Annotated in this window: 9 protein-coding genes and 1 pseudogene; 8 read left to right on the top strand and 2 right to left on the bottom strand. The window is 40.2% G+C overall.

Features of this window, described 5'->3' with window-relative positions:
- Positions 1 to 75: 75 nt before the first annotated feature.
- Entirely contained in the window at positions 76 to 1,983 is a 1,908-nt protein-coding gene (locus KZP23_RS22300; RefSeq protein ID WP_226334004.1) for a 7TM-DISM domain-containing protein, read from the bottom strand.
- 478 nt (positions 1,984 to 2,461) lie between these two features.
- Here KZP23_RS22300 and KZP23_RS22295 point away from each other — a divergent pair, with 478 nt between their 5' ends.
- The 5 genes from KZP23_RS22295 (at position 2,462) to KZP23_RS22275 (ending at position 10,325) form a co-directional block, all read left to right on the top strand.
- A complete protein-coding gene (locus KZP23_RS22295) occupies positions 2,462 to 3,604 on the top strand; it encodes an endo-1,4-beta-xylanase (RefSeq protein WP_226334003.1) in 1,143 nt (380 codons plus the stop codon).
- A gap of 62 nt (positions 3,605 to 3,666) precedes the next feature.
- Positions 3,667 to 4,773, top strand: a complete 1,107-nt coding sequence (locus KZP23_RS22290) for a glycoside hydrolase family 43 protein (RefSeq protein WP_226334002.1) — start codon at positions 3,667 to 3,669, stop codon at positions 4,771 to 4,773.
- Between the two features lie 387 nt (positions 4,774 to 5,160).
- Entirely contained in the window at positions 5,161 to 7,983 is a 2,823-nt protein-coding gene (locus KZP23_RS22285; protein ID WP_226334001.1) for a glycosyl hydrolase 115 family protein, read from the top strand.
- Between the two features lie 11 nt (positions 7,984 to 7,994).
- Positions 7,995 to 9,950: a sialate O-acetylesterase gene (locus KZP23_RS22280; protein ID WP_226336570.1), complete on the top strand. Its 1,956-nt coding sequence runs from the start codon at positions 7,995 to 7,997 to the stop codon at positions 9,948 to 9,950.
- A 135-nt stretch (positions 9,951 to 10,085) separates the two neighbouring features.
- On the top strand, positions 10,086 to 10,325 hold the full coding sequence (locus KZP23_RS22275) for a helix-turn-helix domain-containing protein (protein WP_226334000.1): 240 nt from the start codon (positions 10,086 to 10,088) through the stop codon (positions 10,323 to 10,325).
- Between the two features lie 503 nt (positions 10,326 to 10,828).
- On the opposite strand, the pseudogene KZP23_RS22270 reads toward KZP23_RS22275, so the two are convergent.
- Positions 10,829 to 11,659 (bottom strand): annotated as a pseudogene (locus tag KZP23_RS22270) (IS1595 family transposase); the annotation flags it as partial.
- A 635-nt stretch (positions 11,660 to 12,294) separates the two neighbouring features.
- On the opposite strand from KZP23_RS22270, the gene ltrA reads away from it, so the two are divergent.
- From ltrA to KZP23_RS22255, 3 genes are all read left to right on the top strand, one after another.
- Positions 12,295 to 13,575, top strand: coding sequence for a group II intron reverse transcriptase/maturase (gene ltrA, locus KZP23_RS22265; RefSeq protein ID WP_226333999.1), 1,281 nt, complete (start codon positions 12,295 to 12,297; stop codon positions 13,573 to 13,575).
- 365 nt (positions 13,576 to 13,940) lie between these two features.
- A complete protein-coding gene (locus KZP23_RS22260) occupies positions 13,941 to 14,426 on the top strand; it encodes a hemerythrin domain-containing protein (RefSeq protein ID WP_137404738.1) in 486 nt (161 codons plus the stop codon).
- 3 nt (positions 14,427 to 14,429) lie between these two features.
- Entirely contained in the window at positions 14,430 to 14,867 is a 438-nt protein-coding gene (locus KZP23_RS22255) for an RrF2 family transcriptional regulator (RefSeq protein WP_137404737.1), read from the top strand.
- Positions 14,868 to 14,959: the final 92 nt, after the last annotated feature.

Raw genomic sequence — 14,959 nt, 5'->3', positions numbered from 1 at the left:
AAAAGGAGGGACAATGGTTTTTCCATTCAAGTAGAGAAAGGTTGGTTTTAAATTAAGCACTTTTGACGACCATATTTATTCCAAATGAACCAATACTAAATTTTCCCATCCACTGAGGTCTTTATTGTGTCCGACTTTTTCCATGGCCTGAGTAATTTTGTTCTTGAATGCCCAGCAGGTTTCTCTCCTTAGGTCCAAGATCTCAGAAAGTTCGTTTAGGGTAAGGTCCACATCCTTTCTGTTGGACAGGTATAAAATGTAAAAAGCTTTTTCTATTGGGAATTTTAGTTTGTGAAATAAGGTTTCCACGGTCGGCGATTCAAAATAGTTGCAATTTTTACATCTTCTGCCATGGTTGGGAGCCTCGGCATATTTATTATATCCGCATTTTCTACATATGTATTTATCCTTCCATTTAAGTTCAGACAAAAACTGTAGGCAACTGTCCTTGTCAGGAAATACATTTTTGAAACTTTCAAAATCCAAGCCCTTCATCAGCGCAAGGTTTTTTGTTACTTCCTCCATATTGGTACGAAGTTGTTCATTGTTTTTTCTCAGGTACTCGTTGATCTGATTGACCTGGGTGTTGAGTTCTTGTAGCTTTAGATTGGTTGTTTGGAGCTGTACATTTTTGCTGGCCAAATCCTTTGCCATATTTTCAATCTTTTCTGTCCTTTCTTTTACCTTTTGCTGGAGTTTATTATTGAGCTCATCTGCTAGACGGTTTTTCTCTTCCAATGCCAATGTCTTTTCCTCACTCACTGTTTTGTATTGTTCCTGAAGAAATTTCATTTGGTTGAAAATAGAAAGGGAAAATAGGACCACTTCCAGAAAGATTACCGGATGTACAAAATACCAGTTGATCACTTGGTCATCAAATAATGCAAAGGCGATGGTATGACTATTAATGATGACCAAAAATAAGCAGGCATAGGCGAAAATATAGGACCAAGAATAGATTTTGGATTTCAATAAAAGTCTAAGACCAATAGAAAAAGGGACCAGCATAATAGATATGGTCAGGCCTATATAAGTTCGACCTTCTATATGAAATAGTGTGTCTTGGATAAAAAATAGGACGAATTTAAGAATAATTGCAATGATAGTTGCACGAAACATCAAGCTACTTGTATTGTATTTTTGTACAAACCTGTTGGAAAATAGTAAAGTAGCTATGACCACTGCCACCTGTGTGATATTTCCTTGGGTCAAAAAATTAAATTCAGGATGATTTGGCCATAAATATTGAAAGCCTAAGCCATCCCTACCAAAAGAAAACCAAATACAGGCCAGTATCAAACCTGCAAAGTAGAGGTATAAAGTGTCTCTTAACTTGTATACTAGATATAGATTGAAGACCAAAATGAGTGTTAGCACACCATAATATATACCTAAGAAATAATATTCGTTGAGGGTGTGTGCAATGAATTTTTCATTGGTACGCAAATGTAGATTAAAGGCAAGCGGATAGCTTCTCTTTACCTTAAAATAGTATGTCTTTTGCTCTCCAGGCCTTATGTCAAGGAGGTAATTAAAGTTTTTGTGTTTGATATTCCTTTGGTAAAATGGAAAATCATATCCTGAGGTATTAGCAGTAAAGCTACCGTCAGGATTGGGAAAATAATAAGTAAATTGATTGATGTCAAAACCCCAAGATTCAAAATACCATGAATGATTATGGATGTTTTCTAAATTTTTGATTTTCAGTCTTAACCAAATGTTTTGGTCAAATGCTTCATAAACAACATGAATATCAGAAACTGGCTCAAATTTATTAATGTATTCTGGAGATGAAATATCCTGGATGCCTAGTTGCGATGAAGGGTCAACGTAATAATCCATGTATTCAATGATATTTGCATAGTCTTTAGCCTCTTCTATATAGAATATATTATCATCTTTTTCAGTTTGCTTCCCATATAAATCTTGAAAAGAAAATATTTGATAAAGAAGTAGACTAATAATAAAATAAAAGCGATTCATTTTACTATGAAGATTATTTGGGTTAGTAATAAAGTGTTGAATATACAAATAAAAAATAAAGGTCCATAGCTTTTAAAAATACACGCAGTTAAAGTCGTTAATTAAAGGTTTATCATTTTCTTTAAGCGAAATATAAATGGGGTTTTAGTATAATTTTATTTTTAACTTTCTGATAATCAAGATTTTGTTTAAAGCGCAATTATTGTCAATGCTTCTTAACTATATTGTTTAGTAATTTTTACCAAAAGTTCATTCATTGGTAATATGAGCTAAGTTTTTATAATAGGCAGTAGTTTTAAACTGTTTGATATTTAAACGAGCGATTTTTATTTAACCTTTTGATTTTCAGGTATTTGTATGTGTTTGTGATACTTTTAAATTGATTTTGTTTGGTTTAAGTTTGTTTTGTATCCAGACGATAGAAAGGATTTTTGTTTGGATAGATCAATGATAACCCAATAATAATCGTGTATTACGTATGAAGAGTGCTTTATTGAAAAGGAGTTTTTTAGTCGGTTTAATATTTATTTTATTGAGTGGCTTTAGCACCAATGACCGACTTGGCTTCAAGGAGGTATTTATAGAAGATTTTTATATAGGATCGGCATTGAGTTTACGAAACATTAATGTCGATAATAATAAGGTAAAGCAAGTACTGTCAAAGAACTTTAACAGTATCAGTCCAGAAAATTTATTGAAGTGGCAATCAGTTCACCCAAGACCTGATACCTACGTTTTTGAATCCGCAGATCGTTATGTTGAATTAGGCGAACAGTTGGATATGTTTATCATTGGACATACCCTAGTATGGCATAATCAAACACCTTCTTGGGTATTTGAAAATTCAAATGGAGAATTATTAGATGAAAAAGTCCTTAACAAACGCATGGAAGGACATATTGAAACCGTGATGGGAAGGTATAAGGGAAGGATACATGGCTGGGATGTGGTAAATGAGGCCTTTACCGATGATGGAGAATACCGCAAGTCTAATTGGTATAATGCAATAGGCAAGGACTTTATCAAACAGGCATTCAAGAAAGCCAAGGAAGTGGATGGTGGTGCAGAACTGTATTATAATGATTATAATCTTTGGAAACCTCAGAAGATCGATGCAGTGATAGAGATGGTGAAAGAAATGCAAGCTGAGGGTGTGCATATAGACGGGGTAGGAATGCAGGGACATTACGGACTAGCTACCCCCACATTAGCACAAATAGAAGCATCGATCAAAAAGATTGCCGATCAGGGGTTAAAAGTAATGATTACAGAATTGGATATCGATGTACTGCCTAATCCTACCAACAGGCGTGGTGCTGATATAGATGACAATTTTGATTATGAACCACAATACGATCCATTAAAAAAAGGTATTCCTGAGGAAATCAAACAAAAATTAGCCAAACGATATTTCGAGCTTTTCCAATTATTTCAGAAATATCGAACAGATATAAGCAGGGTGACATTTTGGGGGATTCGAGATCAGGATAGCTGGTTAAATAACTGGCCTATAGTGGGGAGGACGGCATATCCACTGGTTTTTGAAAAAGATTACGCTATCAAGGAAGAAGTAATAAAACAAATAGAAGTGCTTAAAGATCAAGATGGAGTGATGCCTTGATCAAAGTTCATTTAGCCAATATAGATTATTAAATCAAACCTATTAAACCAATTAAAGGAATCATGAGATATCCAATATTCATCACACTTGTTTTTATTGCAGGAGGTATTATTTCTGGATGTGGAAGGGGAAATACCGAAGAGTCTAAGAAGGAATTTACTTTAGATACAGCGGAAGCAGTCGAGTTTCTTAATCCCCCTTTGATCAAGGAAATCTATACGGCTGATCCTTCAGCCCATGTTTTTGAGAATAAAATATATATATACCCCTCTCATGATGTGGAATCTACAGTGGAGGAAGATGACTCAGGAGCGCAATACAATATGAAGGATTATTTTGTGTTTTCGTTGGATAAGGCAAACGGGCAAGTAGTTAATCATGGAAAGGTTTTGGATGTCAAGGATGTGAAGTGGGCAAAACGGCAAATGTGGGCTCCAGATGCTGCTGAAAAAGACGGTAAATATTATCTCTATTTTCCGGCAAAAGACCATGAGGATTTATTCAGGTTGGGAGTAGCTGTTTCAGATGAACCAACAGGTCCTTTCATACCAGAGGAAGCACCAATGAAAGGTAGTTTCAGTATGGATCCATCAGTTTTTCAGGATGATGACGGTCAATATTATATCTATTGGGGAGGAATCTGGGGTGGACAGCTTCAAAAATGGAGGACCGGAAAATATGTATCGACAGGGAATAGTCCCTATGATGATGAGCCTGAGGATAACGAGCCAGCTATAGCACCCCAAGTGGCCATGCTAAGCGATGATATGTTGCAATTCAATGAAGCACCAAGAGATGTTGTCATTTTAGATGAAGCTGGAAATCCCATCAAAGCAGGAGATCATGAGAAAAGGTTTTTTGAAGCATCTTGGATGCACAAATATAATGGTACTTATTATTTCTCTTATTCTACCGGAGATACGCATAAGATAGTTTATGCCACTGGAAATAATCCATACGGTCCTTTTACATACCAAGGGGTAATATTGAATCCAGTACAAGGATGGACCAATCATCATTCAATTGTTGAGTTTGACGGGCAGTGGTATATTTTTTATCACGATACAGAACTATCGAATAAAAATTATTTACGGAATGTAAAGATGAGTCCACTTCGTCACTTGGAAGATGGAAGTATAGAACTTATTGAACCGATCATAGAAGAATAGATCATGATATACTGGACCCTCATATTGGTTTGTGGGCGGATTTTAACGTGGGGTTTACCACTTGCAAATCAAATGAGGATTGCCAGTTATCAGTGTGATGAAAAATAGAGGAATTGGCTGATAAGCAGTGTTGTGATTTAATAGGAAACAAAAAGAAATTATATCCATAGGATAAAAAGAGTTAACACTGGACCATAGATGGGTTTAGGTTAAAATAGGGTTATACATAACGAAAAATCAGGAGAGGGTCTCTCCTGATTTTTTCTTCAATGAAACACAAAAAGTGTTTCATTGCTAGGTATTTAAGTGCTGATTTAATAAAAATATATGCTTGTATTTAAAAAAGTAATCATAAAGTCTTTATTAATTGCATGGCTTGGGCTTTCAATGTCCTCACTAGAAGCTCAACAATTGGAGAAAATTGTAAGTTTTGAACCAGATGATAAGGGATTTTCATTGGTAGGAACAAATGGTTCTTCTGCTATTTTATTGGAAGAGGAAGCTGATGGAGGTGTAAAGGTAGCGGTTGAGAATTTTTTAAGTGATATACAGGAGGTTACCGGAGTTACTCCCGAATTATTGGATAGACCGCTAGACAGTCAATCGTCCCGAATGGTGATTATTGGTACCATCGGGGAGAGTAATTTGATCAATGATCTTATTGAGAACAGGAAACTAGAAGTGAGTGATGTGGGAGGGAAATGGGAAAGCTTTTTAATTCAAACCGTTCCAAAACCATTTCCAGGCGTTGAAGAGGCTTTGGTAATTGCGGGCAGTGATAAGCGGGGAACGATTTTCGGTATATATGAGATGTCTGAACAGATTGGGGTAAGCCCCTGGAGCTGGTGGGCTGATGTGCCTGTAAAAAAATCAGGATCACTTTATATAAAAAAGGGCAGGTACAGTTTGGGAAGCCCTGCGGTAAAGTACCGGGGAATATTTATCAATGACGAAGCACCGGCTTTAAGTGGCTGGGCCCATGAGAAATTTGGAGGCTTTAACCATAAGTTTTATGAGAAAGTTTACGAACTGATTTTAAGGTTAAAAGGGAATTTTCTATGGCCGGCCATGTGGGGCCGTTCCCTATATGAGGACGATCCTCTCAATCCTGTTTTGGCGGATAAATATGGAGTAGTCATCGGTACTTCCCATCATGAGCCTTTGATGCGTGCCCATGTGGATTGGGCCAAGCATGGAGAAGGTGAATGGGATTATACCAAGAATGATGAGAAATTAAGGCAGTTCTGGAGGAAGGGTATGGAGCGGATGGGAAGCCATGAAAGTTTGGTGACGATAGGGATGCGTGGAGATGGTGATGAGGCCATGAGTGAGGAAAGCAATGTAGCACTATTGGAAAAAATAGTAAATGACCAACGGGAGATCATTGCAGAGGTCACGGGAAAGCCAGCCCATGAAACCCCTCAGGTATGGGCCTTGTACAAAGAAGTACAGGAATACTATGACAAAGGCATGCGGGTACCAGATGATGTGACCTTATTACTTTGTGATGATAATTGGGGTAATGTCAGGAAACTTCCCAAGATTGGTGAAAAACAGCATTCGGGTGGCTATGGTATGTATTATCATTTTGACTACGTGGGTGGTCCCAGAAATTACAAGTGGCTCAATACTAATTCTATTCCACGAATATGGGAACAAATGCATTTGACTTATGAACATGGGGTGGATGAGATTTGGATTGTCAATGTCGGTGATATCAAGCCGATGGAATTGCCCACCAGTTTCTTTTTGGATTATGCATGGGACCCCAATGCATTGCCTGCGGAAAGATTGCCTGAATATACGCGTAGATGGGCAGCGCAACAATTTGGAGAAAGATTTAAGGTGGAAATCGCTGAGATCCTTGACCTATATACTAAATATAATGCCCGGAGAACCCCGGAAATGTTAGATCAGAATACTTATAGTCTTAATCATTATCAGGAGGCCGAAAGGGTAGTGGCTGATTATAAGGTTTTGGCTCAGGAGGCACAGGCCATTTATGACCGATTGGAAGCACAATATAAGCCTGCTTATTATCAGTTGGTATTATTTCCCGTGTTAGCTTGCTCTAATCTGCATGAGCTGTATTTGTCTTCGGCCAAGAACCGACTTTATGCCCAACAGGGCCGGGCGGTGACTAATGATATGGCGAAAAAGGTGGAAGAGTTGTTTGCTTATGATGCGGAATTAACGAGTTACTATAACGAGGAACTTTTGGACGGTAAATGGAACCATATGATGGACCAAAATCATATCGGTTATACCTATTGGCAGGAACCAAAATCCAATGTTATGCCGGAAGTAAAACGCATTGAACTGCCTGAAACGGGAAGTTTGGGAGTGGCGATATCAAATGCTGATGCGTTTTATCCCCAGGCCACTGAGTTGGTGCTCGAGGAGATGAGTCCTTTCCAGACCTATGATCAGCATATTGTTTTATTTAACCGTGGAAAATCACCTATCCAATTTGATATCCAAAAAAAGCCCAAATGGCTTGTACTGGATAAGTCCTCTGGTGGCCTTGATAAGCAAGAGAAGTTGACCATAAAGGTAGATTGGGAAAAACTGCCTTATGGAAAAACGGAAGGGGAGTTGACCATCAGATCCGGCAAAGAAAAAGTGAAAATACAAGTTCCTGTTAACCGGCTTGAATTACCGGAGAATTTTACGGGTTTTGTGGAGAGTAACGGTTATGTGTCGATGGAAGCAGACCATTTTACTTCGAAAGAAGAGATCAGGCCGGTGAGTTGGCAGATTATTCCTGGTTTGGGTAAAACGGGTTCTGCGATTACAGCTTTTCCGGTGGCTTATGAAACTGAGGATACAGGCGCACTAAAGCACCATGTTTCATTTGATGCCTATTTTACATCATCTGGTGAAATAACTATTCATACTTATCTATCCCCAACCTTGAACTTTAAAAATACAGAAGAGGGGTTGCGTTTTGGGATTTCTGTTGATGATGAAGCGCCTCAGATCATTTCTATGCATAAGGAAGAAAGACCTGGAAGTTGGGATAAATGGGTTGGTGAGCACATCAATATTAAAAGTAGCCAACACCTTATCAATCGGCCTGGGAAACACCAAATCAAACTATGGTTGGTAGATCCTGGTGTGGTGTTCCAAAAAATAGTGGTGGACACAGGGGGACTCAAAGGCAGTTATTTAGGACCTGAGGAAAGCTTTTTTAAAGTAACTAATAAATAAAGGAGATGAAAGTGTGTTTGAATAGAAGTTCAGTTGTTTGTCTAATTATATTATTGGTACTTAAGGTTCATTGGGGTTATGGAGAAGTGAAACTGCCCCATTTGATCAGCAATGGAATGGTGCTGCAAAGGGACCAAGAAATCCGTATTTGGGGCTGGTCGGATGCTGGTGAAACGGTGAAAGTGGTTTTTGAAGGAAAGAACAAGGTCGTAACGGCAAGTGCCGATGGAGTATGGGAAGCGTTTTTTCCGGCAATGAAGGCAGGGGGACCCTATGCTATGAAAATTTCCGGAAGTGCCAATGCTATTTCCTTGGAGGATATCTGGCTGGGGGATGTGTGGGTTTGCTCTGGTCAGTCTAATATGGAGCAGACCATGGCCAGGGTGAACCCCATGTTCCCAGATGAAGTAAAAAGTGCCAATAACCCCAAAATCCGTTATTTTGATGTGCCGGATGCCTATGATTTTGCTAGTCCCCAACTGGATGTGAAGGGAGGAAAGTGGCTTCCGGCTGATCAGGAACATATCAAACAGTTTTCCGCTGTAGCTTATTTTTTTGCCCAAAAGGTCTACCAGAAGTATGGGATTCCAATAGGTTTGGTCAATGCTAGTGTGGGTGGATCACCGATTCAATCATGGATCAGGGAGCGTGAGCTCAAACGTTTTCCAGATGATTATAAGGAAGCTGTTCGGTTCCAAAATCCAAATTTGATCAAAGAAATCGAACAACAGGACAGGAATAATATGCGGGACTGGCACCGGGCGGTAAGAAAAAAGGATCAAGGCTATGTCAATACTTCTATGTCTTGGCATGATCCTAAATATCACCCGGAAAATTGGAAGGAAATGGAGCGACTGGATCTGCTTCCAGTAGCACCCGGAAAACATCCCGAAAATGGCGTGTATTGGTTCCGAAAGGATTTTTTTCTGGAGCAGGAAAATGTAGATAATATAGAGGCCAAATTGCTTTTGGGAACTATTGTTGACAGTGATTCGGCATATATCAATGGAAAATTGGTAGGCACCACCGCTTATCAATATCCTCCAAGAAGATATAATGTTCCTAAGGGTGTTTTGAAGCCTGGAAAAAACATATTGGTAGTGAGAGTGATCAATGAGCGGGGCAGAGGAGGTTTTGTCAAAGATAAACCCTATCAACTTACAGTAGGAGATGAAATCATTAACCTGAAAAATGACTGGTACTATAAACAAGGGGCTGTCATGCCTCCTATGCCGGGGCAGACTTTTATTAGATTTAAGCCATTAGGCCTTTATAATGCCATGGTGGTGCCATTGCAGCAATTTCCTGTAAAAGGAGTGCTTTGGTACCAAGGGGAATCCAATGCTGGCCAGCCTCATAAATATGAGGATCAAATGGTCTCTTTGATTGAAGGTTGGAGGAAATCCTGGGGGATGCCAGATTTACCTTTTCTGTTTGTACAACTTCCTAATTTTATGGCTCCTACGGATGCTCCACATTCAGGAAACTGGCCTGAGCTGAGGGAAGCCCAAAGACAGACCTTAAAGGTTCCCCATACGGGAATGGCAGTGACCATAGATGTGGGTGAAGCCAATGATATTCATCCCTTAGATAAAAAGACAGTTGGGAACAGGTTGGCCCTTCAGGCTTTTAAAGTGGCTTATGGTGAAAAGAAGGGTGTTTATTCCGGTCCTATGATCAAAGGTGCCCAAAAAAGAGGAGATAAGGTGGTGCTAACTTTTGATCATGTAGGGCAGGGCTTAGACCTCAGCGAAGGAGAATCTCTTCAAGGATTTGCTATGGCTGGAGCAGAAGGGGATTATAAATGGGCAGAAGCCAGATTGGAGGGAGGGAAGGTCATTTTGAAATGTGGGGAGATTTCTCATCCGGTAAAAGTTTGTTATGCTTGGGCCAATAATCCTGTTCAAGCGAACTTGATCAATAAAGAGGGGCTACCTGCAAGTCCTTTTATTATAGATATTCAATAGGGATCTTTTTTGTCAGCTTAGATAATTCTAAAGTTGGATAGATTAAACAATAAACTCATTTGGTGAGTTTTAGTGGCCAAAAAAGAAATAATGGAGCTGCTACCTTATCAATAATCAAAATACTAACTCATTATATTGATATTATCAACCTACCTTAAAATCTGCGGAACAGTTGGTGCAAGCTTTTGGACTATCCAAAACTGGATGCATTCGGAAAGGTGGAAAGAATCGGGTCAACCTCCTAAGCCCATAAACGAAAAGGCTAAAGAACTGTATAAAAAGGGGATGTCTTACAACGAAGTGGCAAAGGCTTTGAAAATTTCCCGTTCTACCGCTTTTAAGTATGTCAAGGCGAGTGGTAAAGGTGGGGGGTGATTTTGCTAAACGCTGTTCTCGCAGCCGATTCAGTCCCCATCACCCCCTAGGTGCTGGCCAAATCTTACCGTTTTGACAAAACTTGATTCAAGTTACTGAAAATTGTTGAAAGTGGGTGGGATTGGGTATCTTTGTACTGAAAGCCGTTGCGGGCAAGTAACCCGTATGCCTTCATGGGATGGAGGGACTAAGTTCAGCGACTGATTACAGCGTAGCGGTTTTAAATCCCGTGTATAGAGCCAAGTTAGAAATGACTTGGCTTTTATTTTTTGTTGATTTTTCAGGGAAATGTCGGGAAAACGGAAAATAAAAAAAAAAATCCATAAAACATTGATTTTTAATGTTTTATGGATTTTCAACTGTTGACCCCTCAGTACTTATTTCGAACCGTTTTGTGGAGGATTTGGGAATAATTTTGAAACTTTCTGATGAAATTAATACCAAGAATAATTGTTTGTGATCCCGTCAGCTGGAGTTGACGGTACGTGGATCGAACACATTTCAAACTCAATCAAATAGTTCTGTAAATATTTATAAGTTATCATGTGATATACCCCCAACAGGTTTCTTTTAAGGTTACTGATGGCTTTGTGGCCCTATTTCAAGGTGTCGTTTACGGACTCCTTTCCAGATGGGACAGACAAATGGGAGGTCACCACTTCCTCTATTTTCGAGTAGGCCTTGTTCTTGTCGGTAAACAGTACCACATCGCCCTGGTGTTGGCCCGGAAAGGCATTGACACTCGCGCTGTCCACTTTGTACATGACCCTCATTTTGAAATAGCCACTGCGTTTTTTGATCAGTCCAGAATCCAGGTCTTCCAACAGGAAGGATTCGGCAGCCATGGCCACTGCTATCTGCCTCTGACGGCCCTTCCCCGTTTTAGCTGCACCTCGATCTGTTTCTCCTGTACGGTTTCCATGTAGCATTCATCATATTCGATCATATCACTAAGGGTATAGATTTCATCCCGTTGCCCCATCGCCAACCTGATCCTGTGTATTAGCCGGAAAGTGGTCTCATATCTGCTGAGGCCCAATTGTCGCTGGAGCTCAAGGCAGGAAAACCCTTTCTTGGTCGCCGACATAAACAGCCTGGCCAATAGCCAGATCCGGAGCGGTAGCTTACTGTTTTCCGTTACCGTTCCCGATTTCAGGGAAGAGCGCTTCCGGCAACTGCTGCATTCGAAAAACCTGCCGTTGGCAAACCAATAGTGACGGGTTATCTCTTGGTAGCTTTGTACACTGTATCCCTCTTTTCTCCCTGTATTTTTTGGTGTACTGTTCATAACTCTCCTCGTCGGGAAAATGCCCCGTGAATTCTATCAGGTTCATAGCTTTTCTTGTTTTTTATGCATGAAAACAACTATTCTCCCTCCTTGAAATTTAATGACACGTATTGTCACATTTTATTACGTGCTCTCTTACGGATACACATATGTGTGCCTTGAAGCGGAGGAATAAGTTCTCCGCATGCTGTTGAAAAGATGATGGTCGGCCCATCGTGTAGGCTGTCAGCCAGACTTCACAAACCACTTTATGGTGCGACTCACCGAAAGGTATTCGTACTGAGCGATAAAGAAAAGGCAGAGGTCATCTGTCAGGTGGGTAACGGGGAGCTGAACGAGAGTGAACCTCCATGTTAAAACATCGATATATCCATAGACCATACTGAAACTGAGGGGGTATATGTGTCCTCAGGAACAAGTCCGGCAGAAGTAAGCTGTTTACCGGCCGGACAGTATGCGGTGTAAAGGAGGCAGGAACCCGTTACAGGCTTTTCAACGGAACAAGGGAACTCTTTCAGCAGTGCTAAGGGAAAGCACAAGCAGCGAACCTGTAAGGCGAATACCGAAATGCTGAAAGGGGGCGGATTTCATCGTAGTAGTGGTGATACTCTGCGAAAGTAGAGAGGAGCAAAGGGTGGAACCAGAGTTGGTTTCCATATTAACAACAACTTGTAACAGGGGATGATTGATTATTATGAAACAAAGGAACATCCTGTAAGCAGGGTAATGGTACTGGAGGCCTTCAAGAAGGTCAAGATCAGTGGAGGAAGCGGAGGAATAGACGGACAGAGTATCAGCGACTTCGAGGAGGAACTAAACAGGAATGTTTACAAACTCTGGAACCGCATGAGCTCAGGAAGCTATCACCCTTCGGCGATCAAAGAAGTGTTGATTCCCAAGAAATCAGGGGGAACCCGTAGTCTTGGGATCCCAACGGTATCTGACAGGGTATGTCAGCAGGTAGTCAAGGCGTATCTGGAACGTATAGTGGAACCGACTTTTCATCCCGACAGCTACGGATATCGGCCAGGACGTAATGCCCACATGGCCATTCAGTCAGCAATCAGGCGATGCAGTAAAATCGGTTGGGTACTGGATATCGATATCAGTGGATTCTTCGATAACATACCCCACGATCTAATGCTGAAGGCGGTAGAACATTATACCAAGGAGAAATGGGTTTCGATGTACATAGATCGCTGGCTGAAAGCTGATGTTGTGAAGCAGGAAACAGGATTGACTGAAGGACGGGAGAAGGGTACTCCTCAGGGAGGGGTTATCAGCGGACTGCTGGCGAATATGTTTCTCCACTTCACCTTCGATAGGTGGATAGAGAAATACTGTCCGAAAATGCAGTTTGAAAGATACTCGGATGACATCATAGTTCACTGTGTTAGCAACAAACAGGCAGCATTCATGAAAACCCGAATAGCGGAAAGGATGAACGAATGCGGACTGTCAATGAACGAAGCAAAGACAAAGATTGTCTACTGCCGAAATGACCGAAACAGGGAAAACCCTGAGACGGCATGCTCCTTTGACTTTCTGGGTTATACGTTCAAACCGCGCTATTGTCCGACAAAAGACGGGCTGAAACTGATCACCGCTGCATGTATGAGCGAATCTTCCAAAACATCGATCAGGGATAAGGTCAGGAAGTTTTCCATAAGGAAATACCGAGGCAATATTCAAGGACTGTCGTCAGCTATCAATGTCATGATAAAAGGCTGGATCAATTATTACTGTAAGTTCCATAAATGGACAACAGTGGGATTATGGTTCTGGCTGAACAAGAAACTGATAGAATGGAAGATGGCCCAGAAAAGGAGGATTGGGAAACGAAAGGCAATCAGGTGGCTGGAAACAGTCTACCGTGGAAAGCCAAACCTGTTCGCCCACTGGCAATTAGTACCCCCAACCCTTGGCAAGAACAGGAGGCCTAACTTTGGAAGCGCCGTGTGATGGGAGACTATCACGCACGGTGCTGTGAGAGGTTTGGGGTGAAATTCCCCTTACCTACTCGACAAAATATTTAGAGTAAAGAATATGCAAAAGCTGTAAATAAAAGATAAAAATGTCTTTTATTTACAGCTTTTGCGTTTTACATTTGGGTTAAATATAATAGGATATTTGTTGGACCTTAAATTGATAAAAATCAGGGAGAAATTTAAATAGTACCAATAAGATTTTAATTATATGTGATACGGGAAAAAGGACTAACAGAGAAGCGGGTTTCTCAATTAATGTAATCGAGGGGAATGGTGAGTAATTAATTTATAGGTTGATGAATTGACTTAAGTAAAATTTTGTAATAATACTACTAATTTATGCCCAAGCCATTAAAACGTCATACTGCTTTGATCCCTCTCTCACAGGACCATCATTTTGGTCTGTTATTGGTGTGGAAGATACGTCAAGGACTAATGAAAAAAGTGGAAATTCAAAGGATTGTAGATTACCTTGATTATTTCGTTACTAACCATCTGGAATCTCATTTTCAAATAGAAGAAGAACTGCTCTTTTCTTTTTTAGCTAAAAATGACCTAATGCGAAAAGAGGCGGAGGAACAGCACAGATCAATCAGGGAGAATTACAAAAAAATTATCCAATTAGGGGTTGATGTGGATCAGCTTTCTCGGTTTGCAGATGAACTGGAGGCACATATTCGATTTGAGGAGAGGAAGTTATTCCAATATATGCAGGTTGAATTGTTAGATGAGGATTTTAGGAAGATGAGCGAAAAGGTTTATGAAGTACACCGCAAAGTAGAGGAGGAATGGCTAGATGAGTTTTGGGGAAAATCAAAGGTTTAATATATGTTTTCAAAAGCATGTGAGTACGGAATTCGGGCGATGATTTATATCTGGTCCCAAAGTAAGGATGGAGGGAAATTGGGTGTCAGGGATATCTGTAAGGAAATAGATGCACCGGAATATTTCACTGCTAAGGTGTTACAGTCTTTGGCAAAAAAGGATATGATAAGCTCTACTAAAGGACCAAATGGTGGTTTTTTTATCAACACTGCCCAAGAAAATCTACGATTGATCGATTTGGTGATTGCCATAGATGGTGATAGTATTTTTAGTGGATGTGGACTGGGACTGAAGCAATGCTCAGCAGCTAATCCTTGTCCTATACACCATGAGTTTAAAACCGTAAGGGACAAGCTGACCAATATGCTCACAAAAATGACACTCAAGGAGCTTGCCGAAGAAGTGTCACAGGGGAGCGCTACCTTATCTAGGTTAATATAATTCGAAAAACTGATCAAAGGATTTTGATGATCTTGGAAAATCTTAATAAAAGATAAAAAGGTCTTAATGTGCTAAAATAAAATCATTAATAG

The sequence above is a fragment of the Echinicola marina genome (genome assembly GCF_020463795.1).
GTDB lineage: Bacteria > Bacteroidota > Bacteroidia > Cytophagales > Cyclobacteriaceae > Echinicola > Echinicola marina.
This window is presented reverse-complemented; position numbering and strand designations above follow the sequence as displayed.